The following is a 25,056-nucleotide window of genomic DNA, read 5'->3' on the forward strand; positions in this document are numbered from 1 at the left end:
AGGAACCGATCTGAGCGCTTCTACCGGGATCTAAAGCGATCTGAAGACAACGTCACGCATCTCGGCCACGGGTATCTCGCTCCCGCCGATCGTCAGCGTGCGTCCGGCGGTGTCCCGCTGCGCACATTCCTGTGTGCCGAGGACACCGTCAGATTCGGTGAAATATTCCACTTTCAAGCCGAAGGGCGTCCGTATGTTCGGCACGACCTTGAGGATCTCGTATTCGCCGGAGAAATCGACCGCGCCATCGCCGCACAGCGCCCAGAGGACATCCCGATCCGCTATATTGCCAAAATGCAGCTTCCTGTCTGCGGTTTCGACCAGATCGCGCCTCAAGCTGACGGCCTTGACCGCATTCAACCGGCCGCTGTTCCATGACTGTCCCTCCAACTGCGCATCCGTATCGACGGCGGCGAGTATGCGGATCTTGATATCCTTGGGCTGCTGCAACCCGAGGGAACGCACGAGGCCCGCGGTGAAGGAGACGAGTGCCGTCGCGGGCGACGAGCCGGAATCGGCAACGATATTCCCATCGCCATTGCGCGTTGCAACGCCGCAGCCCGGAGCCGCGAGATCCACATATTCATGGGCGTAGTGGGAAAACGGCGCTTTTCTTCCGGACAGGCCGTGGGCGGCAACCGTGATGATGTTTGGCGCGGAAAAACCGCCATAGCGCGCGGGATACTGCTTTGTGAACACGAGGTTCTGCCCCGGCCCGCCGCCCTGCCTGTTTCCAGCGGCGACGACAAACAGCATTCCCTGCCTTTCCGCAAAGTACCGCTTCACACCGACATGGTCTTGCTTGCCGGCCAGGCTGATATTGACGATGGCGACCTTGTCGCGCTCCAGTTGATCGACCGCCGTCGGCAGCTTGAGCGCGGAAACCATGCCGCCGCTCGCCTCCGAGGATGCAAAATTGACGATGCGAAGCTTGATCGGGGGACGCTTGCCACCCCATTGAGAGGCGACGTTCGGGCCGCCGAGCAGCAAGGATGCCATGCGCGTGCCGTGGTACTGCCAGGAAAGCCGCTCCGGACCGAAGGGCTGGATATCCCCGGACAGCGGCGAGTTGTTGAGATTGACGCCGAATATGTCGTCGATCGCGCCGTTTTTCGGAAGGTCGTCCTTGCCATCCTCGCCGTCCATCTCCTCCTGCTTTACGAGGAGCACGTCGAGCGAGAAGAAGTCGTCTTCCGGGTTCGCCAGCCCCGTATCGATGATGCCGATGCTGGCAACTTCGACCGCGCCGCCCGACAGTAGGGTCTCCTCGTCGAACACGGCCTTGAGGGCGGCCATATCGATTGGTTCGAAAATGTCCTCCGATTCGGAGCAGGGTGTTTCGCCGTCGGCGGAAGCGATCTCGACGGACTCGACCAGCACGTAGTCGCCCTCGTTCCGCGGCCTTGCCTCAGGCCTGGTCACCTGCTCCGCGACAGCCGCGACCTGCGACGTGGAGTTCTCCTGTACCAGTTGCCGGAAATCCGTGCCCGCCGTGCGCGGAACGAAAATCTGCGGCTCGGCCACATACGGAAGCGTGATCTTTTGTCCGACGGCAAGGGTCCGGAAGAACGCTTCGGGACTGCGCGAACCGTTTTTGCCCTTGTTGAGCTCGAACGTCTTGCGAAGCGTGATGGTTCCGTACACGCCCGTGTGCTTGCGAAGCAGGCTTTCGATGGTATCCCCTTCCTGGACCTCCACCTCGATATTGCGCTCGAGCTTCACGCAGCGTGGAATGGAAACGGTTTCGTCCTTGGCCAATATCTCGTCCAGGGACTTTAAGCGGTTCAATTTCAGGGCTTCCGCCGCCAGGGTATCCCGGACAGCCCTCGGCTGCGTCCCGCAGGTCTCGGAGAGGAGGCTCCCCAGGGTCGTGCCGGACGCCTCGACGGTGACGTAGGTCGGCTCGAAACTCTGAGCGATGATTTCCCTGAGCTCGGTCGACATGCCGTCCACGCCCCTGGATATGTATGCAGACGAAGCGTCCTGGCCGAGCGCCGCGCCGACGCAGATCGACCAGGCGAGGATGGAAACGGAGGCCATCGAGGCTTGGAAATGCAGGAGCCTAAAGCACATTCGACGCTCCTTCGATGGCAATGATCGAGACCGCGCTGTTTGCCGAGGTTTCGCAGCCGCCCCGGATATGTACCCCGAGAATATTGCCTTGCTCGTCCCTCACACCGGCCCCTGACGAGGCGCCCAAAGTGTCGATGTCGTCGTAGAAGATGAATGGATCGCGGGCGCTTCTTGCCGTCCCGGCGCCGATCTTCTTGGGCTGGCCGTGCGGATGCTGGATAATGACCAGCGTCTCCCCGGCCAAGGTTGCACGGGATGCGAGCGTGGCCGGCGTCACGAAGGCCGCGGGATATTTGCCGTCCGCATCGGGCGCCAGCTCGACGAGCGCAAAATCGATTCCGCGTTCCTCGTAGACCCGTTCGACAACCCGCTCGATCGCGAAGGTGCGCGCAAGCCGGGGAACGTTCGTTTCGGGGTTCACCTGATAGCCGACATGGACCAACTGCAGTTTCGCGAGCTGCTGGTCGGATGCGTGAACGATCCGGCGCTCTCCGTCAGGTTCGCGAAAATAAGGCGTCGTCCAACCGGATGCACCCCCGCGCTGGGTTTCGAAACAATGCCCCGCGGTCAGGACCAACCTATCGGAGATCAGCGTGCCGGTGCACCAGCGACGGCCGCCGATCGTTCCGGGAGTATAGCCGGGCAGCTCCCTTCGGATAGCCCGTTCCGGCTTCCACTGAAATTGGACCGTGGATCCGTTATTTTTTGCCACATAGTCCTGGCTCACCCCAAGGTTGCCGTCATACTTCTCGACGTCCTGGAGGTCGTTTTCCGGGCCGCACACGGTTTTCGGATCGACTCCCTCGATGAAGGGAAGGCCATACGGGGTCGTTTCGAGATCCTGCGTTTCGCCGGGCCCCGCCAAAAAGGCGACGCCGGCAAAGAGCACCAAATTGACGACTAACTTCCGATTAGCGTGCCGTTCCAAAATGAAACCCTTCCTTGGAAAACGCAGCGCCGGCGCAATGACCTATTTTCATGCCTCTTTGAAGTCTAAGCCCTCTCGAACTCTTTCTACCATAATTTCATAGGCGCATCTATCGCTGAACTATCGTTGACAACGGCCGCTTCTTAATCTTCAATACATGCCACCTATCGGAAATAGCATAGCAGTACATACCGTTCTGGAACTGGAGAACGCTGGTTCTCGAGGGGTCTGCTCATGTCTCGTTTACTCGTTTCCTTGGTTGCAAGCGCCGCCGTCGTCTTCATCGGCAATGCGTTTTCCTCGCACGCAGCGGAAACGGACGGCAAATCGGCAGGACAGGCATCCGACTGGTGCGCTACCTCAGGTGGCAGGCGAACCGTCTGCGCGGACGTCGTCGCTCTCGACCAGACACTCGTCTACAACCGCTTCGGCTCCTTCAATCCGTTCGGAATGATCTTCGCCTTGCGACGCGACGTCGTGCCGGCGACGGAAGGCCCGGAGAAGTATGACGCGGACGCCTGCGGACAGACGGACGGAACCGAAACCTATCGCGGTTCGGATGCTCTCAAGGCCGGAGCGGTCAGGCTGAAGGACTGCAAGCGTCCACGGCCGATGGTCCTGCGCGCCAATGCCGGCGACATCCTGCGGATCCGCGTCCAGAACCTGCTGCGCGACAGCCAGCCGCGATATTCGGAAGACTTCTGCAGATCGGCAAAGGCAGAGCCGGCCCCCGGCAGGATGTGGGAGATGCTGGGAGCGGTGCGGTCCTGGATTTCGGAAGGGACGGCCGATCGCGTCGACCACAAGGAGGCGGATTGCCGCGTGAACACGGCGGGCAAGGGCCCGGGCACGAAAACGGGAAACGAGCCGGATGCCGACGCACCGGCAACGCGGCTGCTTTCCATAGCCATTCAAGGCCTGACCCTCGTGCCGAGCGGAGACGGGATTGCCGACCGGGTCTGCCTCGGCCAGCGCGGCATCAAGCCCGGCGTCTTCATGACATGCACATACAAGGTCGATGAGGAGGGCACCTATTTCCTCTCCAGCACCGCCGCGCCCTCGGGCGGCGAAGGCGACGGTGGGTCGATCACCCACGGGCTCTTCGGCGCAGTCATCGGCGAGCCGAAGGAATCGACCTGGTATCGTAGCCAGGTCAGCAGCAAGGCCTTCACGGACCTATGGGGCACGAAGCCTTCGCCACGCCATGCGGTGAAGGACATGCGGGACACGTTCGAGAACCTGCCCGATGGCGTCGGCGGCGTCCCGATCCTCGCCATGGCCAGGCGGATCGACGAACGCCTGCTGGAAATTGTCCATTCCGACCTCAATGCCATCGTCCAGCGCGACGCCGCGACGCGCCTGGAGGGCCGCCCGCAGAGCTTTCGCGAGTTCTCGGTCTTCTTCCACGACGAGCTCAAGACGTTCTACACACGAAACTTCTCGGAACTGAGCAAGTTCGGAGAGGGCCAGCTCGCCGGCGTGCGCGACGGCTTTGCCATCAACTACGGCTCCAGCGGCATGGGAGCCGCCCTGCTCGCCAACAGGAAAGGCATCGGCCCGGCCGCCGACTGCGCCGAATGCCTCTACGAGGAGTTTTTCCTCACCTCCTGGGCCAACGGGGATCCGGCGCTGCTGGAACAGTTCAGCGACGATCCCTCGAACGTCCATCATTCCTACCTGAACGACCCCGTCGTCTTCCGTAATTTCCATGCGGGTCCGAAGGAAACCCATGTCTTCCATCTTCACGCCCATCAGTGGTTTTCGGGCAATGACGCGAACCGAGGAGCCTATCTCGATTCGCAGACGGTCGCTCCGCAACAGGGGTTCACCTACGACATCTACGGCGGCGGCATGCAGATCTATCGCCGGGGCGCTGCGGGCGAGAAAGGCTGGTACGAGACGCTTGGCTCCGGCAACAGAAACCGGACCGTGGGCGACTCGATATTCCATTGCCATCTCTATCCCCACTTCGCGCAGGGCATGTGGGAGCTTTGGCGTGTTCACGACGTGCTGGAGGACGGAACCCGCAAGCTGCCGGACGGCCAATGGGAGGCGGGCCTTTCGCTCGCGGAAATGAGCAAGGACACGCGGGCGAAGAAACGGCCCGGCTCGGTCACCGCGGGCGGCGCGTGGATCAACCCCGTCGAGGGTTCCCCCGGCTATTCCGTCGGAACGCCGACGCCCGCGCTCGTTCCGTTGCCCGGGGAGGCCTGGCCCCTGCTGCCGACCTATAGCGGCGAGACGACCGTCGCCGCGGTCCTCGACGGCAAGGGCCCCGAAGTCGCCGAGACCGGCGCCTTTCCCGGCTATCCCTATTATATCGGCGGGAAGCCCGGCCACCGGCCCGCGCAGGCACCGCTGGATATCGCAAGGGCGACGGCAGGCGACGGCGTGCCGGAGGGGGAATATCTCGACGGCGGCCTTCCCCGCCACATCGTGCTCGACGAGGCGGAACGCAAACCCGGCGTCGAGGTGCCGGCGGATTTTCTGGAAGCCTTTGCCCCCAACGACGTGACGGACCTCGCGAGCGCCGAAAACAATGCGGCGCTGCGCAAGCGCGAAGCCCGCCAATCGCAACTCGTCGCGAAGATGCTGGCGCTGGGCGACCTCACGATGCACCTTGAAAAAGCGCCGCTCGAGCTTCTTCCCTACGATGGAACGGCGCTCGAGAAGGCGGCGATGGCGTTCCACCACAACGGGTCCGGCCTGGACCTCCTGCTGGCGGACGGGAGCAAGGCGGAATACGATCTCGACCGCGGCGGCTATGCGCGCGCCGCGGCGAGCGGCGGCAAGCTCTTCACCGTGAACGGCGGCAAGGCCAAACCGGGCGCGCCATTCGCCGATCCCTGCGCCGCGCCGGACAGCTACCGAGTCCTGGTGCATGTTCCGGCGTCCGGGAGCGGACCCGCCAGTTATACGTTCGACGGCCGGCCGGTCTACTTCACCAGCGGCGCGGTGGACCAGATACCGGCGGGCACGGCCCATGTCGCGGCCCGCGACGAGGACGTGTCCAACTGGGTCAAGTGGCGCCGGTCGGACAAGCGGATCGCCAAGAGGCCTGCCCTTTACTACCTCGACGACGCCCAGCGGCCCACCGCGCTTGCCGACCAGGACTCGATCACGGTGAGCGAGGTCGATCCCTTCACCGGCGAGGCCGGCTTGACGACGGATCCCGGCGTCGTCGGCTTCCGCCGCTACAAGGCATCCGCCGTTCAACTGGACATGGTGACGAACAAGGCCGGCTGGCACGATCCGCAGGCGCGCATCAACGTCCTGACCGAAAGATCGCACACCTATAAGGGCGAGATCGGCAGCAAGCGGATTTCGCCGCTCATCAGCGCCGGCGAACAGCCGTTCTTCTTCCGGGCGCTTTCCGGCGAATGCATCGAGTTCAGGCATACGAACGAGCTGCCCAAGGAACTTGCGCTGGATGACTTTCAGGTCAAGACGCCGACCGATACGATCGGCCAGCATATCCATCTCGTGAAATTCGACGTGACCTCGTCCGACGGCTCCGGGAACGGGTTCAACTATGAAGACGGCACGTTCGCACCGGACGAGATTGCCACCCGAATCTGCGCCGCGAAGAATGCCGGCATGGCGACCTTCCCCGAGGGAGACGCCGTCCAGCCGCAGTTGCGCGAGTTTCCCGGGCTTTGCAGGAACGAGGCCGGAGATGGCGAGAAGGCCCATTGGGTCGTGGACAAGGACCAAATCTGGCGCCTTTCCATGCAGGAGGGCACCCATCGCCGGCTTTTCCAGACGACGACGCAACGCTGGTTTGCCGATCCGCTGCTTTCGCCGGTCCGCCGCAAGGGCGATGGAGGCACCGACAAGAAAGACGAGGACTATGTCGACCGAACGCTTCGCACGGTCTTCAGTCACGATCACTTCGGGCCGTCGTCGATCCAGCAGCACGGTTTCTACACGGCCCTGCTGATCGAGCCGCAAGGCTCTCAGACCTGCGAGGTGGACGGCAAGACCTGCACTCAGCCCCGGATCGATCGCCAGCTGATCGACGCCAAACCGATCGATGTCGGCAGGGAGAAGATCATCGTCGATTTCGACGCGCTGGACGATGTCTCGACCCGCGAGTTCGCCCTGGCGGTCGCGGACTTCGCCACGCTGTACGATCCGAGCGACACGATGCGGAAGGAGACGCTGCTCGCCGCATTCCCGGACAGGACGACGGACAGCAAGAAGGCCGGCGCGACGATGGAGGAGCCGAAGCTCGCAAAGGGAATGGCGACGCTCTACTGCGAGGCGAAATACGCCCGGCTGGGTCAGACCGGCAACATGAACGAATATTGCGGGTCCGGCATCTCGCAAGACAAGGGCATCTTCTTCGCGGAGCCGGGCAACATGCCTCCGGCCTGGCTCGCCGCCGCCATGCCGAAAGATTCCAAACCCCATTCCGAATACCTCTTCCCGGACCTGATTACCCCCGAAGATGTGGACAGCTTGCGAGACTATCTGACGGCATACCGCCAGAAGGCGGCGGGCAATGACGGCAACGGGGTGATGGCACGGCCGGTGGCCGCGGTGCAGCGACCGGAAAGCATTTCGGTGGATCACCACGATCCATACCTGGTGAACTATCGCGGCGAGCCGATTCCGCTACGCATCGGGACGGACGGATCTCAGTCGCTGACGTGCGAGTTCAAGGAAAGCACGCCCGAACAGTGGGTCGAAAAGCTCGAAAGCGGCGTTTCGGGCAGCGATTCCTGCAGCATCAGCACGCAGAAGAATGGCGATGAGGGCGACCTCGCCAATGTGTTCCTGTCGGGCTACCACAACGACCCTGCAACCCACACGATGAAGACGATGACCGGCGACCGTGTGCAGTTCAGGCTCGTTCAGGGAGCGCAGGAGGTCCAGCACGCCTTCACCCTCGAGGGTTACACCTGGTCCCGGAACATCGACCAACGCTTCCCCTCCGCGATGTTGCCTCGTGACGATACCGCGCCGCGCGTGACGCTGACGCAGAAATGCGACGACGCGACTTTCCTCGTCGCCGGCACTCCGGTGAAGCTCATCGATGCCGGCCATGCGGACGAGTATTTCCACTGGTTGCGGCACGGTGCCGCCAGCCTGTCCGATTCACTCGACTTCTGGGAGGCGACCGAGCGGGGAATGGAATCCTGCATCAATCGCGAGGGGCGGGTCAGCGCCCAGGAGATCGGCATTTCCGAACACTTCGAATTCAGCGGAACGTATCGCAACGACATCAGCACCGAGCGCTTCGGATTGGCGGACGGGATGGCAAACGCCGCCGCTCTCCCCTCCGACACGCTTCAGCATTTCGGATCGCAGGATTCGCTGTGGAACGGCGCCTGGAGCCTGCTGCGGACCTATCCCAAGGGAAGCGACGACATCGCTCCGGTCGCGGAAGCGCAGGCAAGGGCCTATGCACTGAAAACGGCGCTCGGCGACTCCGCCAAGGACAAGCTCCCGGGGGACGGCGAAGCCGAGAGGGCCGGCGCCTTCGCCAATGCGCAACCGGCGGCCTGCCGCTACGAGGCGCCCCTGGTTCACGCCGCCGTGGTGGCTATCGAAGCGAGGACCGTGTTCGGTCCGGACGCCTCGACCAGCGACGTCGGAACGACATACGGCCCGGGGCTCTATGACCGCAACGGCCTGTTCCTGGCGCAGGTCGACCCGATGGCGATCGTCAATCCCAAGCCGGACGGCGTTTCGTGGCCCGATTACCTGCAAGCCCCCGACGCGTGGCGGGATATAAAGCTGGACAAGGTGGTGCAGGCGATCAAGGCGGCATACCGGCGCCCGGAACCGCTTGTTCTGCCCGTCAAGGCCGGCGACTGCGTCATGCTGACGGTCATCAATGCGCTTCGGAAACATTCGAGCTTCAACGGGCTGATAGACGATCTGGGCGACGCGAGAATGCCGTCGATCGTATCCCTCAACACCGAGCCCGAATGGGCGACCGATGATGAGAAGAAGCAAACCGGATCCTGGCATTTCACACAGAAGGACGCGAGCAATGTGCGGCCATCGTCACGCTTCGCTCTGATGCTGCCGCTCCCGACACTGAGCTACACCAACGCGGTCGCGCGGCCGTTCGGCAACAATGCGACGGGCGCGCTTGCAGGCCTTGCGGCCGGCGCAAAGACCTTGACCATGGACGAGAGCGGGACCGGCATCAAGCGGACGGCCCAGATCGAGCAGATCTCGTTCTATGCCGGCCGGGCAGCAGCGAAGGGCAGCGAGGACCTGACGACCGTCACCATAGACGACAACCACGCCGAGGATTTCATCAATTCGCTGAATATCGCCCTCGCAGGAACCTTGAACGGCCGCCAGGCGGCGAAGCTCAGCGGTATCGATTTGATCGAGAACGGGTCGCAGGCGGGCGATTTCAGCTTCGCGGGACGCGCATACAAGATAAGCGTGACCCTCAGCGGCGGCAGCGTCGTCGACCTCGCGCGCATCGTGGCCGCGGATGAAGGCGCGCGCCGAGCCGCCGATCATCTCTGGCAAGCCTATGCCAGGCTCACCCTGAGCGAGAAGGTCAATTTCATACCCTATGCCTACGGCGCGCTTCCGATAAAGAGCATGGGCGACGTCATCGGCCATCCGACGCACGGACTGATCGGTTCGGTCAATGTCCTGCCTGTGGGAGCAATCGTCACGGGCGAGGCCAGGGTCGAAATCGGGCAACTGACCTTCGAGCGCGACCTCTGCAACGATACCAAACCGTCCAATCGCGGCCGCGACTGCCGGATCTTCGTCACCAAGCCGGTGGTCGGCAAGGCGGGCCATGTGAACCCGTTCGGCGAGCTGCGCATCTTGACCAAGGACCCGCAGGGCGCGGGACATGACATCCGGCTCTTCACACTGTTCTGGCAGGACGGCCTGAACCTGCGCGACCGCTCGACGACGGACAGTTTTGCGGCTTCGGACGGGTCGAGCCCGGACCTTGTCACTGATTGCACGGTCTGCGACGACACGTATGACTTCGGCGATCAGGGCGTGAGCCACCGGTCCAGCCCTTTCCATATCCGGCTGCGCAAGGAGCCCGGAAACGCCCGGCTTCCTCAACCCGAACGGCACACCGACCTCAATGCCTACAAGTTCCCTGTCGAGTTCTTCCGGTTGAAGCGGGCGGAAATCGGCAAGAGGGATTCCGTGCCCGTTCTGAAGGTGGTCAAGGGCGAGGAGGTTATCGTGCACGTGGTGCATCCAGGTGGCCGGGCTCGCCAGCATGCATTCGCGACGATAGGCCAGAACTACAATGACCTGTTCCCGGGCTTCGGCTTCCCTCGCTCGGCGCTGGTTGCGCCCGGCAAGGCGGTCACCGCATCGCTGACGCGGAAGATGGCCGTCGGCTGCTACCTCTTCCAGGACGGGCCGACATATCTGCAGGCGGGTGGATTGTGGGGATTGATCGACGTGGTCGCGAACGAGAACGACCTCGGCAACCCGGCAAAAACCTCCTGCGCCCGCACACCCTAGCCCGGCGAGGACGACCATGGGCATCTCGAAACGGGGATCGTTGATTTTGCTGGGCGTCGCCGCGCTGGTTTCGACGTCCCTGCCGGCGATCGGCCAACCCGCCGACAGCGGGCTGGTGGTCAAGATGAGCATTCGCGACCGGTCGGGACGGACGCTACGCACCCCCGAGAGCCGGATTCCGTTTCGGCTCGCGCTGGAGGTTTCTGATGCGAAGACAGGTCAGCGGCCGGCGGGCTTGAGACCGGCCGCGTGGATCCGCCCTGTCGCTGCGGAAAATGCGTCCTGCACGGATACGGCCCGCGCGCTGAGAGCCACGCGAGGCACGCCGCGCGGCGTCATCGACCTCAACGGCGAGTTGATCGCCGTGCTCAACGACGACGGAAGTTTCGGCGTCGTGGATCGCCGGCTCGATCAGAGCGGGGCGAACATGATCGCCGCCGCGACATTCGACCGCCGGCCGGACACCATCGCTTTCGATCAGGCCGGGATGCGTGCGCTCGCGGTTCTGGCCCCGGAGCGCCGGATCGAGGAAGTCGACCTTCTGACGGGCGAAAGACGCCCTGTGCCCGGCGACCTGGCGGCGCCGACGGATGTTCTGGCAACCATGACGGGAAACCTCTGGGTCGCCGATGCAGGACACGACGCTTTCGTGCAGCTGCAACCGGATGGCCAGATCAATGCGCGTTTGACGCTTCCGGATCGGTCGGGAGAGACGAGGAACCGGCTGTTCCTCCGCGAGACCGGCCTTCCGGGATTGGTGGGCGCCTATTCCAGCGACGGCAGAATCGCCCTCCTTGACGATTGGGCTGCCGCCATTCGATGGAGCACGTCAGGCCCACCGGTCCGAGATGCCCGTTTCGCCGGGGATGCGGCCGTCGTCGTCCTGCCTGCGGGCCAAAAGGCTATAGACATCCATTATACGGACGCCCCCGGCGAACCGCTGCGCATTCCCATCGGCATCGATGCGGCGCGCCTGGCAATCAGCGAGAGCGGACGCCATGCCATCGCCTACAGTCCGGGAGAACCTCTCTTCGTCATCGTCGACCTCGCTACGGCCCAACTCATCGAAGCCGGCCACATGCAGGAGCGGATGGCCGTCCAGGAGGCGGCGTTCGTCGGCAAGAACCTCTATGTTCTGAGCGAGGACGGCGGCTCGGTGGCAATCTTTGAAATTGCCGCACTGGGACGAAAGGACCGGCCCGCGCCCCGCATCATTGGCCTGGCCCGCAGCCGGCCGGGCGCCGGGGGAGCCGGCGCGAGAATCGTACCGCTCGATGCAGCCCGCGCCCTGGTCGTCGACAGAGGCGGTCATGTCGGGCTCATACTCCACGATGCCATGGCGATCGGCAATGTGCCGCCCGAAGACTATATCCGATTGCGCAGCGGCGTGCCCCTCTCCATAGGCGTCATCGACCGGCGTCTGCGCGAGGCCGCACCAGGCCGTTTCGAAACGGTCGCGCGCGTCGAGGCCGGCGGCGAGCATGAACTCATCTTCACGACCGGCGTCGGCGGCCTCACGACATGCATCCAGTTCGACGTCGAAGGCGATGCGGCCCGCAAGGAGCAGGTTTTCACGCTGAGGGCGTCTTCGAGGGACGAAGGCTATACCGCCGGCCAGCAGGAAACGATCGACTTCGAGTTCCGCGACGGAGACGGCAGGGAAATCGCCGTCCCAAGCGCTCGCTTCCTCGTCTCCAGCTTGCAGTCGTCCTGGACGATGCTGGTGGACGCGCGACGCGATCGCCAAAGCCGCCTCGAAGCGCAAGTCCGCTTTCCCCACCCCGGCCTTTTCGCAATCAGCCCCGTCGACATACCGCAGGCTTTCGAGCTGCGGGAGCCGGCCCTCGCACAGGTGTCGCCATGAACAGGATCGCCATTGTCGCCGTTCCGTTGGCGGCCTTTCTGGGGCTTGCGGTATCGGCGGCGATTGTCGCCGGCCGGGTGCCGCCCCGGCAGGCCGCGGCAATGGAGCAAGAACCCATAAGCCTTCCCGATGTGTTGCTGACCGACCACCACAATCGCGAGGCGGCGCTGGTCAGCCAGATCGCAGGGGATGACCTCCTGGTGATAACGTTCAACTATACGACTTGCGAATCCGTTTGCGGGGTCGGCAATGCGATCATGCAGAAGCTGGACAAAACCGTCGCATCCCGCATGAAGCGGCCGGTCCGCCTGCTGTCGATAACCATCAACCCGACGGTCGACACACCGGGCATCCTGGCCGAAGCTGCATGGAAGTGGGGGCCGAGCGAGCGCTGGCTCTGGACGACCGGACGGCCGGGCGACATCGAAAAGATCCTGCGGCAGGCGAATGCGCGAACCGCCGATATCGAACTGCACGAGCTCGTCTTCATTGTCGGCGACGCAAAGCAGAAGGATTTTCGCCGCGTGCCCGTCAACGACGCGACCGTCTCAGGCGTGGTTGCGGCGCTGGACGAGTACGATCGTTGAGACTCTCCTGTCTCGCATTGCTATCGCTGTTCTTGTGGGCGGCCTGCGCTGCGGGCAGTGACCGGTTGGACGCCGGCCGCAGCATCTATAACGGCGTTGGGCAGACCCAGGCGACCGTCTCGATGGGAGGCGCTTCGGCGATCCCTGCGACCAGGTTCCCGTGCCGTTCCTGCCATGGGCGGAATGGCGAGGGCGGCCGCGAGGGCGAGGCTCCATCGATCAGGACGGCCGACCTCTTCCGCGCGACGTCCATTCGGCCGGCCTATGACCGCTCCAGCCTGAGACGGGCGTTGTTGAAGGGACGGGCGCCGGATGGGCGCGTCCTGGCCAGCCTCATGCCGCGATATTTCATGGACGAGGCGACCTTCGCCAGCCTCTCTGCCTATCTCGAACAGCTCGACAAGCTGCAACGGAGCGGTGTCCGTCCCCGGTCGGTCACGATCGGCATTGCCATTCCTCCGGACAACGCGGCGACGGCCCGCCGCTATGCGGGACGGCTCAGGGACGCATTGGCCATCCTTCTCGGCGGGCGGCCCGTCCATGGGCGGACGGTCGCCGTCGAGCTCCTTGAGGGAGACGCTGCGGCGATCCTCGCCAGTGCGCAGAAGGATGTGGTCGCGGTCGTCGGCCTTGCGCCGTCCGCACGACTCGACGTCGCGGCGTTCACGGATCGGCAGGTTCCCGTTCTCTTCCCGCTGTTTCCGCTTGCCGGAAGCGAGGACAAGACGATCGTGCGCGGGCTGATGGCGGATCGGCAGGATGCCCTGCGCGCGATCTCGGACCGCTTCGCCTCCGACAGGGTGAAGACCGTGATCGTCATCGACGAACCGGGATGCGGCGGTGCCGCGGACGGTTTCATCAAGCGATACGGCGTCACCGGGATCGGGTACGCGCTATCGACCCCGCCATTGACGAGGGATGCTCAGCACAACGGCACCCGCCACGTTCTGCTGCTTTGCCAGGACCAGCGCAAAGCGAAGGAGGTTCTCCAGGCCCTTCCGGCCGACGCGAAGATCTATGGCCTCGCGAGCGAGCTGTTGTCGCCGATGCAGGGCAGTCGGCACCATTTGGTTCTGGCTCTGCCCGAAATATTCCTGGTTTCCCGAAAAGGGGATGGAAACATCGTGGATGTTCATGCCGTGGCCGCCGCACGCCTCCTCGTATCGGCGTTGAAGGTCGCCGGACGGGGCCTGGACCGGACGAGACTCGTCGCCTCCATCGGTGCGGTTCCTGATGCTGAACTTCCGCTAGATTTCGCAGCCGACGCACTGAACGGCACGAGGTTCGTTACCTTTATCGAAACGAAACCGCGATAAGTCACCGCAGCACCCCACCCGTAGGCCGTGCCGCGCCGGGACAGCGGCAAGGCCGGGGTGAGAGACGTCGACGGCTTCGCCGCGCTGGCCTGGCGGCGCGGGCAACTCGCGGTCGACAATGCCCGTTGTCATACGTGGTCGAAGAGATGAACCGTCACTTTTCAGGACGGATCGTTGTGGCGGGCGAAGAGCTTTCCAGGCGGCGGGTCAGCGGAACGATCGCCATCTCCGATACGCGCGCGGCACTTTCCTTCATCGAGCACGCGCTGCGGGTCAGGGTCACCCGTCTCGGCCCGCTGATCGTCATCCGCGGCTGACCGGCCGTACCCGCGCTTCCCGTCAGATCAGCAGCATCAGCGGCGGAATGCCGAGGACCAGCAGGCTGGCGAGCGTGCCCAGGGCAAACCGCAGGAGAGTCCGGTCGTATTCCTTCTGCTTTTCTGTCCGTACCGCCATTTTGAGCCTCCTTCCAACCCAATGGCACGCGACGATGATTGAGGAAGTGCGTCGTGACCGGATTGTTCCCGATACCGCGGGGCCGGCCCTGCTCTTGAACCGTCGAATCAATGCTCTCACGCACGTCTTGCCCGAGGATTGTCTACTTCAATAGTAAAGGAAATGCTTAATGAACCGACGCGTGCGGCCCGGCCCTGCCACCACCTTCTGCCGTGGCGGCCGCAAACTGTTGCAAATCCGCAAGTTCGGGAGCGCTTCGACGGGGATGGCCGCAAAGTTGGCGCGGCGGCGATTCCCCTTTTGCGCGTGCTGCGCTATTGGCGAATCGAGGCTCCAGATCCCGAGTCGCCGATGAACGGCCGCACGAAGTCCGAGGAAATCGCCATATGAAGTCCCGCATTGCAATCCTGGCAGGCGTTGCGCTTGCCCTTACCGCATGCACCACAACGACCGTCGCTTCCACCCCGCTGCAGGCGCGCTGGAACGGCAAGACCGCCGGCAGCTTCTTCGCGGCCTACGGCCCGCCGCTGTCCGACACGGCAGGCCCGGGCGGCACCACGCTCTACAAGTGGCGCGGCGGCTTCGCCAGGGGCAAGTCCTGCACGGTCGAGCTGACCGTCAACGACGCCTACCGGATCAACAACATCCGCGCCGTCGCCGACCGCGTCGACCCGAAGGGCGGCCCGACGCATTGCGAAAAGGTCCTCGACGCCACCGGCGGGGAGACGTGACCGCCGGCTGAGACCGACCGCCCGGAGCCGCATGGAAACGCGCGGCCTTTTCCCGGAGGAGAGGATGGAAGACCGCCTCTACCACGACCCGGCGCTCGCCGATTTCTACGACCTCGAAAACGGCTGGGAACGGTCGCCGGACCTTGCCTATTGCCTCGCGCTGGCGGCAGATGCGGCGAGCGTGCTCGACCTCGGCTGCGGCACCGGGGAGCTCGCCGTCGCGCTTTCCGGCGACAAAACGGTGGTGGGCGTCGACCCGGCGGCGGCGATGCTCCGGATCGCCCGGGGAAAACCCGGCGCGGACAGGGTGGCGTTCCTGAAGGGCGACGCGCGCACGCTGCGGCTCGGCCGCCGCTTCGACCTCGTCGTGCTGACCGGCCATGCCTTCCAGGTCTTCCTCACCCTGGAGGATCGCCGCGCGGCGCTCGCCACCATCGCGGCGCATCTCGAACCGGCCGGCCGCTTCATCTTCGACAGCCGCAATCCTGCCTGCCGTGAGTGGGAGGAATGGGGACCGGAGGCATCCATGCGCCTCGTCGAGCATCCCCGCTTCGGCACCGTCGCGGCATGGAACGACGCCGCCCTCGATCCGGCGACCGGCATCGTCACCTACGGCACGCATTACGAGATCCGCGCGAGCGGGGCACGGCTTTCCGCCGCCTCGCGCATCGCCTTTCCCGGGAAGGCGGAGCTGGAAGGACTCATCGCCGAAGCCGGCCTCAGGGTCGAGCGCTGGCTCGGCGACTGGGAAGGCAATGCGTGGCGGCCGGGCGCCAGGGAGATCATCCCCCTCGGCGCCCTTGCCTGACGCCGCTCAAACCGAGCGCATCAGGCCGCCGTCGACGCGGATGTTCTGGCCGGTGATATAGCCTGCGCCATCGGAGGCGAGGAAGGCGACGGTGGCGGCGATCTCCTCCATCGTGCCGTAGCGCTTCATGGGCACGCTCTCGCGCCGCTCCTCCGTGCCCGGCAGGCTGTCGATCCAGCCCGGCAGGACATTGTTGATGCGGATATTGTCGGCCGCGTAGGTGTCGGCGAAGATCTTCGCGTAGGCGGCAAGGCCGGCGCGGAAGACCGCCGAGGTGGGGAACATCGAGGACGGCTCGAAGGCCCAGGCGGTGGAGATGTTGACGATCGAGCCGGATTTCTGCGCCTTCATGACGGGCGTCACGAGCCGCACGGGGCGCACGACGTTCATCAAGTAGGTGTCCATGCCCTTGTGCCAGTCCTCGTCGCTGATCGCGGTGATCTCCGCACGCGGGCCGTGGCCGGCGCTGTTGACGAGAACGTCAATGCGCCCCCAGGTCGACACCGCCAGGTCGACGAGCGCCTTCAGGTCGTCGTTCGACTGGTTGGAGCCGGTGACGCCGACGCCGCCGAGCTCCTTCGCCAGGGCCTCGCCCTTGCCGGAGGAGGAGAGGACCGCGACCTTGAATCCGTCCGCCGCCAGCCGCCGGGCCGAGGCCGCTCCCATCCCGCTGCCGCCCGCGGTGATCACGGCTACCTTGTTCGTGCTCATGGTGTGTCTCCTGGTTGATGCGTTCGCGCTACCTGATAGCAGCTTCGGGACGGAAGGAAAAACCTGAGACGATCCGCCTGCCCAAAGCCCGCACCGTTCCCGGCCGCGGCGTCACGACTGCCGGGGAAGCGCGATGCCGAGACGTTCGGCATGCGGCGCGAGGCTGTCCATGATCCCGGCATGCAGCACGACGCCCGTCTCGATCGCGGCGCGCTTGCGCGCCGTCGCCGCCTCGCCCGGCAATCTCACCCTGTTCACGCCCGGCCGGGGCGGGTTGGCGCGGCAGGCGTCGGCGAGCCAGCCGGTCTGCCTGAGGAACGCCTCCCTGCCGCCGAAAGCCTCGGGATCCCATACCTGGACGGTCACCGCCGCGTTGGTGCCCTTCGGCGCGTCCGCCCTTCCGTAGCCGGCAAGCCCCTGGGTCAGCGCCTCGGCGATCAGCGCCATGCCGTAGCCCTTCTGGCCGTGGTCGAGGCCGCCCGTCGGCAGAAGCGTCCCGCCGGCCTCGAGCACGCGCGGATCGCGCGACGGATTGCCGTCGGCGTCCATCAGCCATTCCGCGTCATACTGCCGGCCTTCCCGGATCAGCCGCTGGGCCATGTTCACCGTGGTGATGGATGCGGAGATGTCTATGAGGATCGGCCCGTCGGGGGTCGGAATGCCATGGGCGACCGGATCGGGCGTATAGAGGCCCTTGAGGCCGCCGAACGGGGCGACCTGCGCGCCGGAGGGCGAGGAGGAGGCGATGGAGACGAGCATGCCCTTCCCGGTCGCAATGGGAAGATAGGTCGCGAGCGCTCCGATATGATGGCTGTTGCCGATGACGACGGTGGCCGTGCCGAACCGGCCGGCCCTGTCGACCGCCAGCTTCACCGCCTCACAGGTCAGCCAGGCGCCCGGCAGCCGGTTGCCGTTCCAGCAGACGGACGGGCCGCGGTCGCTGACGACATCGAAGGAGCCGGCCTTCGTCATGACGCCATCGGCAATGCTCTGCAGGTACCAGCCGGCAAGCGCCAGGCCATGGGTGGAATGCCCCATCAGGTCGGCTTCCAGCAGATAGGTCGCGACGGCGGCCGCCTTGTCCGCTTCGAGGCCGGCGGCGGAGAAAAGCGAACGGGCGAAGGCGAGCAGCTCGTCCGCATCGTAACGGGGTGTGGTCATCGGTCGTAAACCTCCGGATTGAGGACGCGCGAGGGCCGCCGCCCGGCGATGAAATCCTTGATGTCGCTGACAACCATCAGGCCGACGTTCTCGAACGCCTCCAGGCTGTCGGCTCCGCTGTGCGGCGTGAAGACGACGTTCGCGAGCTTGAACAGCGGATGCGAGACATCCGGCGGCTCCGTCACGAAGGCGTCGATCGCGGCACCGCGCAGGCGGCCGCCCGAAAGCGCGTCGGCCAGGGCGTCGTAATCGACCACCTCGCCGCGGGCGAGATTGAGAAGGCAGGCCTCCGGCTTCATCAACGCCAGCTTTCGCGCATCGATCAGCGCCGCATTGCCGGTGCCGCCGAAGACATGCAGCGAGACGTAGTGCGAGCGGGCCAGCAGCGCATCGAGGTCGAGGAGTTCGATGCCGTGCTCGGCAAGGAAGGCGCGGTCCGGGCGAAGGTCGGCGGCGACGACGGTCATGCCGAGCGCAATCGCCTTGCGGGCGAGCAGTTTGCCGATATTGCCGAGGCCGACGATGCCGAGCACCTTGCCGGAAATCTCCGTGCCCGGCCGGCGGTCCCAGCCGCCGGAGACGACGCTGTTGTGGCCGACGACGATGTTGCGGGCCATGGCGAACATCATGCCGACCGCCAACTCCGCGACGGCGTTCGAGTTCGCGCCCGGCGTGTTCGTGACCGGGCAGCCTTTCGCCGTGCAGGCCGCGATATCGATATTGTCGGTCCCGACGCCATGCTTCAGCACGGCCTTGAGCCGCGGCGCGTGCGCGATCGTCGCCGCGGTCACGGGAAGCAGCCCGGAGACGAGGAAGTCCGCCGTCCCGATATGGCGGGAGAGCCCTCCATCGGCGAGGTCGCCGTCGGTGCAGCGGATGACGGTCCAGCCGGCCTCCTCGATCAGCTGCGGCAGCCGGCCGTGGCGGCCGAAGCCCGGCGACGTCGTCGCGACCACGACGCTCATGCCGCACTCCCCGGGAGAAGGCCGTATTTTCCGAGGATCCCGGCGATCCGCTCGTCCTGCCGGGGATCCGGCAGGAGGGCCGGCTGGCGGCTCGCGCCGACGGATGCGTCCTGGAGATAGAGCGCGCGCTTCACCATGGCAGGCGGGAAGCCGAGCGCATAAAGCTCCGTGCGGAAGGCGGTATAGATCGCCTGCTGGCGCTCGGCCTCCGCGATGTCGCCCGCTTCGAACGCCTTGAGGATATCGGCAAGCACATGGGGAAGCGCGTTGCCGAGGCCCGAGATGCAGCCGGCCGCACCGTTCTGGAGCGACCACAGGACGAGGTGGTCGGGGCCCGAATAGACCTCGAAGCCGGGATTGTCCTTCGAGACCTGCAAATAGGCGGCGAGCGTTTCCTGGGCGCCGCCGGAATCCTTGATGCCCGCGATGTTGCCGTGCCGGGCGAGCCTTGCCGCCGTCTCCGGCTCGATGTGGTTCTGCGTGCGCGCCGGAATGTCGTAGAGATAGACGGGCGTGCCGACGCTGTCGGCGACCGTCGAGAAATGGCGGACCAGCCCGTCCTGCGTGCAGGCGATGAAGAAGGGCGTGATCACCGCGATGCCGTCCACGCCGATCCTGTCGAAGGCGCGGGCCAGCTGGACCGTCTCGAAGGTCGCCGGCATGCCGGCGTTCACGATGACCTTCGCCCTGCCCCCAACCTCGTCGACGACCTCTTCGGTGAGGCGGATCTTCTCCTCGTGCGTCAGGGCCGTGAAGTCGCCGTTGGTGCCCGCGCACATGATGTTGTTGCCGGCCGCGACCTGGCGGCGGACCTGCGCGCGCGTCGCCTGGTAGTTGATGGTCTCGTCCTCGTTGAAGCAGGTGACGAGGGCGACGAAGGCTTGGCTTGTCATGGGGTCTTCCTTTGGATCGGGAGCGCTCAGGAGGCGCGTTGAAGGCGGGCGGCGCGATGGGCGGCCTGCACGTCGGGATCGGGATCGAGGCCGGCGGAAAGGAGCGCGCGGGTATAGTCTTCCCGCGGCGTCTCGAAGACCTCGCGCACCGTGCCGAACTCCACGATATTGCCCTTCTGCATGACCATGACGTGATCGGCGAAATCGCGCACGACGGGCAGGTCGTGGGCGATGAAGATGAAGGCGATGCCCATCTCGCGGCGCAGCTTGTCGAGCAGCGCGATCACCTGCGCCTGGACCGAGACGTCGAGCGCCGAGACGGCCTCGTCGCAGATGATGAGCTGCGGCTCGAGCGCCAGCGCCCGGGCGATCGCGATGCGCTGGCGCTGGCCGCCGGAGAACTGGTGCGGGTAGCGGCCCATATGCTCCGGGCCGAGGCCCACCTGCACCAGGAGCTCGGCGACCCGCGCGCGCCATTTCGCCTTCGGCAGGATGTCCGGATGGATGACCCAGGCCTCGGAGATGAGCTGGTAGACGGTCATGCGCGGGTTGAGCGACTGCGTGGGATCCTGGAACACCATCTGGAGGTCGCGGCGCAGCTTGTAGAGCTCGACCGGCGACAGGGCGAAGAGGTCGCGGCCCTTCCAGTGCGCCGTGCCGCCGTCCGGCTCGTCGAGCCGGAGCAGGATGCGGGCGAGCGTCGACTTGCCCGAGCCGCTTTCCCCGACGACGGCCAGGGTCTCGCCGGGCATGAGATCGAAGGAGATGCCCTTCAGCGCCTCGAAGGAGCCGTAGCGCTTGCGCACGTCGCGCACCGAAAGAACTGGCTCGAGGCGGGCGGCGGGCGCGTGCATCTCGCCCTTGCCGGGCGCGGCGGCGATCAGCTTCTTCGTGTAGGGATGCTGCGGGTTCTTGTAGACCTCGCGCACCGTGCCGGCCTCCACCAGCACGCCCTTCTCCATCACCACCACGCGGTCGGCGATCTCGGCGACGACGCCGAGGTCGTGCGTGATGATCAGCACCGCCATGCCGGTCTCCTCCTGCAATTCCTCCAGGAGGGCGAGCACTTCGGCCTGCACGGTGACGTCGAGCGCCGTGGTCGGCTCGTCGGCGATGAGGAGGTCGGGGCGCAGCGCCAGCGCCATGGCGATCATGACGCGCTGGCGCTGGCCGCCGGAGAATTCGTGCGGATACTTGCCCAGCGAGCGCTCGGGCTCGGGAATGCCGACGCGCGTCATCAGCCGCAGGGCCTCGGCCGCGGCGGTGGCGGCGTCGGTGCCGTGCGTGGTGAGCGCCTCGCGGATCTGCCAGCCGACGGTATAGACCGGGTTGAGGTGGCTCAGCGGGTCCTGGAAGATCATGGCGATGCGCCGGCCGTTCACCGCGCGCCGCTCCTGCGCCGGCATCTTCAGGAGATCGACGCCGTCGAGCAGGATTTCGCCCGAGCTGATGCGGCCCGGCGGCATGTCGATGAGGTTCATGATCGCCGAGGAGGAGACGGACTTGCCCGAGCCGCTCTCGCCGAGGATCGCCAGCGTCTCGCCGCGGTCGAGGTGATAGGAGATGTCGCGCACCGCCTTGACCACGCCGACGGCGGTATGGAACTCGACCGAGAGGTTGCGGACTTCAAGCAGATAGTCAGCCATTCTTGCGGTCCTTCATTTCGAGGCGCCAGCGCTGCACCGGATCGAGCGCGATGCGCAGCCAGTTCGAGAGCAGGTTGAGCGACATGGTGGTGAGGATGATCGCAAGGCCCGGCCAGAAGGAGAGCCACCAGGCATTGGTGAGATACTGCCGTCCCTGCGAGATCATCAGGCCCCAGGTGATTTCCGGCGGCTGGATGCCGATGCCGAGGAAGGAGAGCGCGCTTTCGGCCAGCATGACATAGGCGAAGTCGAGCGTGGCGAGCGTCGTCAGCGTCGGCAGCACGACGGGCAGGATATGGCGGAAGAGGATGCGCTTGCTCGACGCCCCCATCACGCGGGCGGCCTGCACGAACATGCGCTCGCGGATCTCCAGCACCTCCGCCCGCGTCGTCCTGAGATAGACGGGAATGCGGGTGATCGCGAGCACCAGCATCAGGTTGAGGATCGACGAGCCGAGGATATAGAGCACGATCACGGCGATCAGCAGCGAGGGGAAGGACATGATGACGTCGGCCAGCCGCATGATCACCTGGTTGACGCGCGGCGAGGAGAAGCCGGCGACGAGGCCGAGGAAGGTGCCGACGACCGCCGAAAGCGCGACCGCGCCTGCGGCCACCAGCAACGTGTTCTGCGTGGCGACGATGATGCGGGCCAGCAGCGGCCGGCCGAGCGCATCCGCGCCCATCCACCACACCCAGCCGCGCTCCCAGTCGAAGGGCGCGGCGTTGCGGCCGCGAAGGTTCTGCTTCGTCGCCAGTTCGCCGAGCCAGCTCGGCCCGACGATGGCGAGGATCAGGATGAGGAGGAGGAAGATCGCCGCGCAGAGCGCGAACTTGTCGGCCAGCAGCATGCGGACCATGCGCATGGCGAAATGCGGCTCTTCGACGACGGCCTCGGAGGTCTGAAGGGTCATGGCCGCCTCCTCAGTGCCGGATGCGCGGATCGAGCAGCGCATAGGCAAGGTCGATCAGCAGGTTCATGAGGAAGATCGCCAGCGCGGTGACGAGGATGGCGGCCAGCACGACGTTGAAGTCGCGCTGCAGGATGGAATCGATCATCAGCTTGCCGACGCCCGGAAAGCCGAAGATGGTCTCGACGATGACGGCGCCGTTGAGGAGGCTCGCCGCCTGGTCGCCGATCACGGTGATGACGGGCAGCATGGCGTTGCGCAGGGCATGGACGAAGATGATCGGGCCGGACCTGACGCCCTTGGCGCGCGCCGTCTTCACATAGGCCGAGGAGAGCGCGCCGATCATCGAGCCGCGCACCACCTGGACGATGATGCCGAAGGGGCGGATGAAGAGCACCGAGATCGGCAGGATCCAGTGGAGGAGAGAGCCGGTGCCGGAGGTCGGCAGCCAGGCGAGGTTCACCGAGAAGACGACGATCGCCACGACCGCCAGCCAGAAATCGGGAACCGAGGCGCTGACGAGCGAAACGACGGAGGACAGCCGGTCGAAGAAGCCGCCGGCGCGGAAGGCGGCGAGCGAGCCGACGACGATGGCCGCGGCCGTCACGAGCGTCATGGTGACGAGGGCGAGCCAGAGGGTCCAGACGAAGGCTTCCAGCACCACATCGAGCGCGGGCCGCGCCTTGCGCAGGGATTCGCCGAAATCGCCGGTGACGACGTCGCCGACATAGCGGGCGAACTGCGTGAGCAGCGGGTCGTTGAGGCCGTGCAGCTCGCGGAACTGCTGCTTCATCTCCGCGGAGGCCTCGACCGGAAGGAACAGGGCGGCCGGGTCGCCCGTCAGCCGCGAGAGGAAGAAGACCATGACGATCAGCCCGACGAGCGAGATCAGACTGGCCACAGCTCGTTTTCGAACGAATTTCAGCATGGCATCCTCAGGGAATCCGGCGGCGGGATCATCCCGCCGCCTTGATTGCTGTCGTGGCCGGCGAACGAAGCGTCCGCCGCAGCCGTTACTTTATCTTGATCTCCGAAAGCTGGAGCGTGCCGTTGGTCGCGATGGTCGGCTTGAAGTCCAGGCGTTCGGAAACGCGGGAGAAGCCGACCATGTGGAACAGGAGGACGTCGGCGACGACCTCGTCGTGCAGGTAGGCGAACAGCTCGGACCACAGCTTGGCGCGTTCGTCGCCGACGGCCGCCGACGCGCGCTTGATCAGGTCGTCGACCTTCGGATCGGAGAAGCCGGACTGCGTGCCTTCGGTCGCATACTTGAAGAACATGGTGAACGAGGGGTCGCCCTTCGAGTTGTCGTGCATGGATGCGACGATGGTCGGTCCCCTGCCCTCCTTGAAGGGCTTGGAGTAGTACTGCTCGTGCTCCGCCACCTCGACGAACTTGAGCTCGACCTTGAAGCCGACATCCTGGAGCTGCGCCTGGATGGCCTCCATGATCTCGGTGACGTTCGGGAAGTTGGCCGTGCGCGCGATGATGGTGATCGGCGTGTCCACCGCGACGCCGTCGGCCTTGGCCTCTTCCAAGAGCTTCCTTGCGCCCTCGGGATCGAAGGGGAAGACCTTGACGTCCGGGTTCCAGCCGAGCGTGGTCGGCGGCACCAGCGCCGTCGCGAGCACCGCGCCATCCGGCACGAGCGTGCCGATGAAGGCCTCGCGGTCGATCGCCAGATTGAGGGCGCGGCGGATGCGGACGTCGTTCAGCGGCGGGATATTGTGGTCGATCCGAAGGTAGACCGTCTCGCTGTCGAGATAGGAGAAGTCGGTCGCCGGGTTCGTGGCGTCGAGCTGCGAGATCGAGGGGGAAAGATCCGCCTCGCCGGTCTGGACCATGGCCGCCCGCACGGACGGATCGGAACGGAAGAGGTAGGTCGCCTCCGTCACCTCCGGCTTCTCGCCCCAATAGTCCTCGCGCGCCGTCAGCACGATCTGCTGGCCAGGCGTCCAGTCGGTCAGCTTGTACGGGCCGGTGCCGACCGGCTCGCGGACGAACTCGACCGGCGTCTCCTCCGGCACGATGGTGACGAGCGACATCAGCAGCGGCAGGATCGGCTGCACCGGATCGGCCTTGAAATCGATCGTGTAGTCGTCGACGACTTCGGGCGTCACGGTCATGCCGCCGAAATAGCGGCGCGACTCGCAGGTGATCTTCTCGCTCATGGCGCGCTCGAAGCTGTGCTTGACGTCCTTCGCGTCGAAGGCCGTGCCGTCGGAGAACTTGACGCCCTGGCGCAGGTGGAAGCGCCAGCTGCCGTCCCCGTTCTGCTCCCACTTCTCGGCAAGGCGCGGCATGACGCCCTTGTCGCCGCGCACGTCGATTTCCGTCAGCGTCTCGTTGACGTTCTGCATGATGATGCGGCCGATGTTCGAGCGGGTCGCCATGCACGGCTCGAGCAGGTCGGCTTCCTCCGGCAGGACGATCTTGATGGGGCCGGAGCCGGCGAAGGCCGGCGACAGGGCGGAGCCCAGCATGAGGGCCCCCAGGACAAGCATTTTCTTCACGGCATTTCCTCCCTAGTGAAA

Annotated in this window: 18 protein-coding genes; 8 read left to right on the top strand and 10 right to left on the bottom strand. The window is 65.3% G+C overall.

From position 1 onward, the window contains the following. Positions 1–30 precede the first annotated feature (30 nt). Both ACIIOY_RS02595 and ACIIOY_RS02600 read right to left on the bottom strand, forming a co-directional pair. Complete coding sequence (locus ACIIOY_RS02595; RefSeq protein ID WP_411033064.1) at positions 31–2,073, bottom strand: S8 family serine peptidase; 2,043 nt, start codon at positions 2,071–2,073, stop codon at positions 31–33. Next, entirely contained in the window at positions 2,063–2,962 is a 900-nt protein-coding gene (locus ACIIOY_RS02600) for a trypsin-like serine peptidase (protein ID WP_411033094.1), read from the bottom strand. Before ACIIOY_RS02600 ends, ACIIOY_RS02595 begins: the two co-directional genes overlap by 11 nt. A 273-nt stretch (positions 2,963–3,235) precedes the next feature. Here ACIIOY_RS02600 and ACIIOY_RS02605 point away from each other — a divergent pair, with 273 nt between their 5' ends. The 8 genes from ACIIOY_RS02605 to ACIIOY_RS02640 all read left to right on the top strand — a co-directional run bounded on the left by ACIIOY_RS02605 (position 3,236) and on the right by ACIIOY_RS02640 (position 16,236). Next, positions 3,236–10,474 (top strand): hypothetical protein, encoded by a 7,239-nt coding sequence (locus ACIIOY_RS02605; RefSeq protein WP_411033065.1) that lies wholly within the window; start codon positions 3,236–3,238, stop codon positions 10,472–10,474. 16 nt (positions 10,475–10,490) lie between these two features. Further along, positions 10,491–12,338, top strand: a complete 1,848-nt coding sequence (locus ACIIOY_RS02610) for an NHL repeat-containing protein (RefSeq protein WP_411033066.1) — start codon at positions 10,491–10,493, stop codon at positions 12,336–12,338. Then, positions 12,335–12,925, top strand: a complete 591-nt coding sequence (locus tag ACIIOY_RS02615) for an SCO family protein (protein WP_411033067.1) — start codon at positions 12,335–12,337, stop codon at positions 12,923–12,925. Before ACIIOY_RS02610 ends, ACIIOY_RS02615 begins: the two co-directional genes overlap by 4 nt. A 350-nt stretch (positions 12,926–13,275) precedes the next feature. Next, positions 13,276–14,241: a hypothetical protein gene (locus tag ACIIOY_RS02620; protein ID WP_411033068.1), complete on the top strand. Its 966-nt coding sequence runs from the start codon at positions 13,276–13,278 to the stop codon at positions 14,239–14,241. A gap of 176 nt (positions 14,242–14,417) precedes the next feature. Next, entirely contained in the window at positions 14,418–14,558 is a 141-nt protein-coding gene (locus ACIIOY_RS02625) for a hypothetical protein (protein WP_411033069.1), read from the top strand. A gap of 301 nt (positions 14,559–14,859) precedes the next feature. After that, complete coding sequence (locus ACIIOY_RS02630; protein WP_411033070.1) at positions 14,860–15,087, top strand: hypothetical protein; 228 nt, start codon at positions 14,860–14,862, stop codon at positions 15,085–15,087. Further along, a complete protein-coding gene (locus ACIIOY_RS02635; RefSeq protein WP_411033071.1) occupies positions 15,084–15,428 on the top strand; it encodes a hypothetical protein in 345 nt (114 codons plus the stop codon). The genes ACIIOY_RS02630 and ACIIOY_RS02635 overlap by 4 nt, the downstream gene beginning before the upstream one ends. A 64-nt stretch (positions 15,429–15,492) precedes the next feature. Then, positions 15,493–16,236 carry a class I SAM-dependent methyltransferase gene (locus ACIIOY_RS02640; protein ID WP_411033072.1) on the top strand — a complete coding sequence of 248 codons (744 nt, stop codon included), beginning with the start codon at positions 15,493–15,495 and terminating at the stop codon, positions 16,234–16,236. Between the two features lie 6 nt (positions 16,237–16,242). On the opposite strand, the gene ACIIOY_RS02645 is transcribed toward ACIIOY_RS02640, so the two are convergent. The 8 genes from ACIIOY_RS02645 to ACIIOY_RS02680 all read right to left on the bottom strand — a co-directional run bounded on the left by ACIIOY_RS02645 (position 16,243) and on the right by ACIIOY_RS02680 (position 25,026). Next, the gene (locus ACIIOY_RS02645; protein WP_411033073.1) at positions 16,243–16,947 is read right to left on the bottom strand and encodes an SDR family oxidoreductase; all 705 of its coding nucleotides are present in this window, start codon (positions 16,945–16,947) and stop codon (positions 16,243–16,245) included. 111 nt (positions 16,948–17,058) lie between these two features. Beyond that, positions 17,059–18,108 (bottom strand): Ldh family oxidoreductase, encoded by a 1,050-nt coding sequence (locus tag ACIIOY_RS02650; protein ID WP_411033074.1) that lies wholly within the window; start codon positions 18,106–18,108, stop codon positions 17,059–17,061. Next, positions 18,105–19,073, bottom strand: coding sequence for a phosphoglycerate dehydrogenase (locus ACIIOY_RS02655; RefSeq protein WP_411033075.1), 969 nt, complete (start codon positions 19,071–19,073; stop codon positions 18,105–18,107). The genes ACIIOY_RS02650 and ACIIOY_RS02655 overlap by 4 nt, the downstream gene beginning before the upstream one ends. After that, positions 19,070–19,966 (bottom strand): dihydrodipicolinate synthase family protein, encoded by an 897-nt coding sequence (locus ACIIOY_RS02660; protein WP_411033076.1) that lies wholly within the window; start codon positions 19,964–19,966, stop codon positions 19,070–19,072. Before ACIIOY_RS02660 ends, ACIIOY_RS02655 begins: the two co-directional genes overlap by 4 nt. Before the next feature lie 26 nt (positions 19,967–19,992). After that, positions 19,993–21,612: a dipeptide ABC transporter ATP-binding protein gene (locus tag ACIIOY_RS02665; RefSeq protein ID WP_411033077.1), complete on the bottom strand. Its 1,620-nt coding sequence runs from the start codon at positions 21,610–21,612 to the stop codon at positions 19,993–19,995. After that, positions 21,605–22,525, bottom strand: coding sequence for an ABC transporter permease (locus tag ACIIOY_RS02670; RefSeq protein WP_411033078.1), 921 nt, complete (start codon positions 22,523–22,525; stop codon positions 21,605–21,607). The genes ACIIOY_RS02665 and ACIIOY_RS02670 overlap by 8 nt, the downstream gene beginning before the upstream one ends. Positions 22,526–22,535: 10 nt before the next feature. Continuing rightward, positions 22,536–23,450: an ABC transporter permease gene (locus tag ACIIOY_RS02675; protein ID WP_411033079.1), complete on the bottom strand. Its 915-nt coding sequence runs from the start codon at positions 23,448–23,450 to the stop codon at positions 22,536–22,538. Between the two features lie 85 nt (positions 23,451–23,535). Beyond that, on the bottom strand, positions 23,536–25,026 hold the full coding sequence (locus ACIIOY_RS02680; protein WP_411033095.1) for an ABC transporter substrate-binding protein: 1,491 nt from the start codon (positions 25,024–25,026) through the stop codon (positions 23,536–23,538). Positions 25,027–25,056: the final 30 nt, after the last annotated feature.

Source organism: Shinella agrisoli (genome assembly GCF_046557955.1).
Classification (GTDB): domain Bacteria; phylum Pseudomonadota; class Alphaproteobacteria; order Rhizobiales; family Rhizobiaceae; genus Shinella.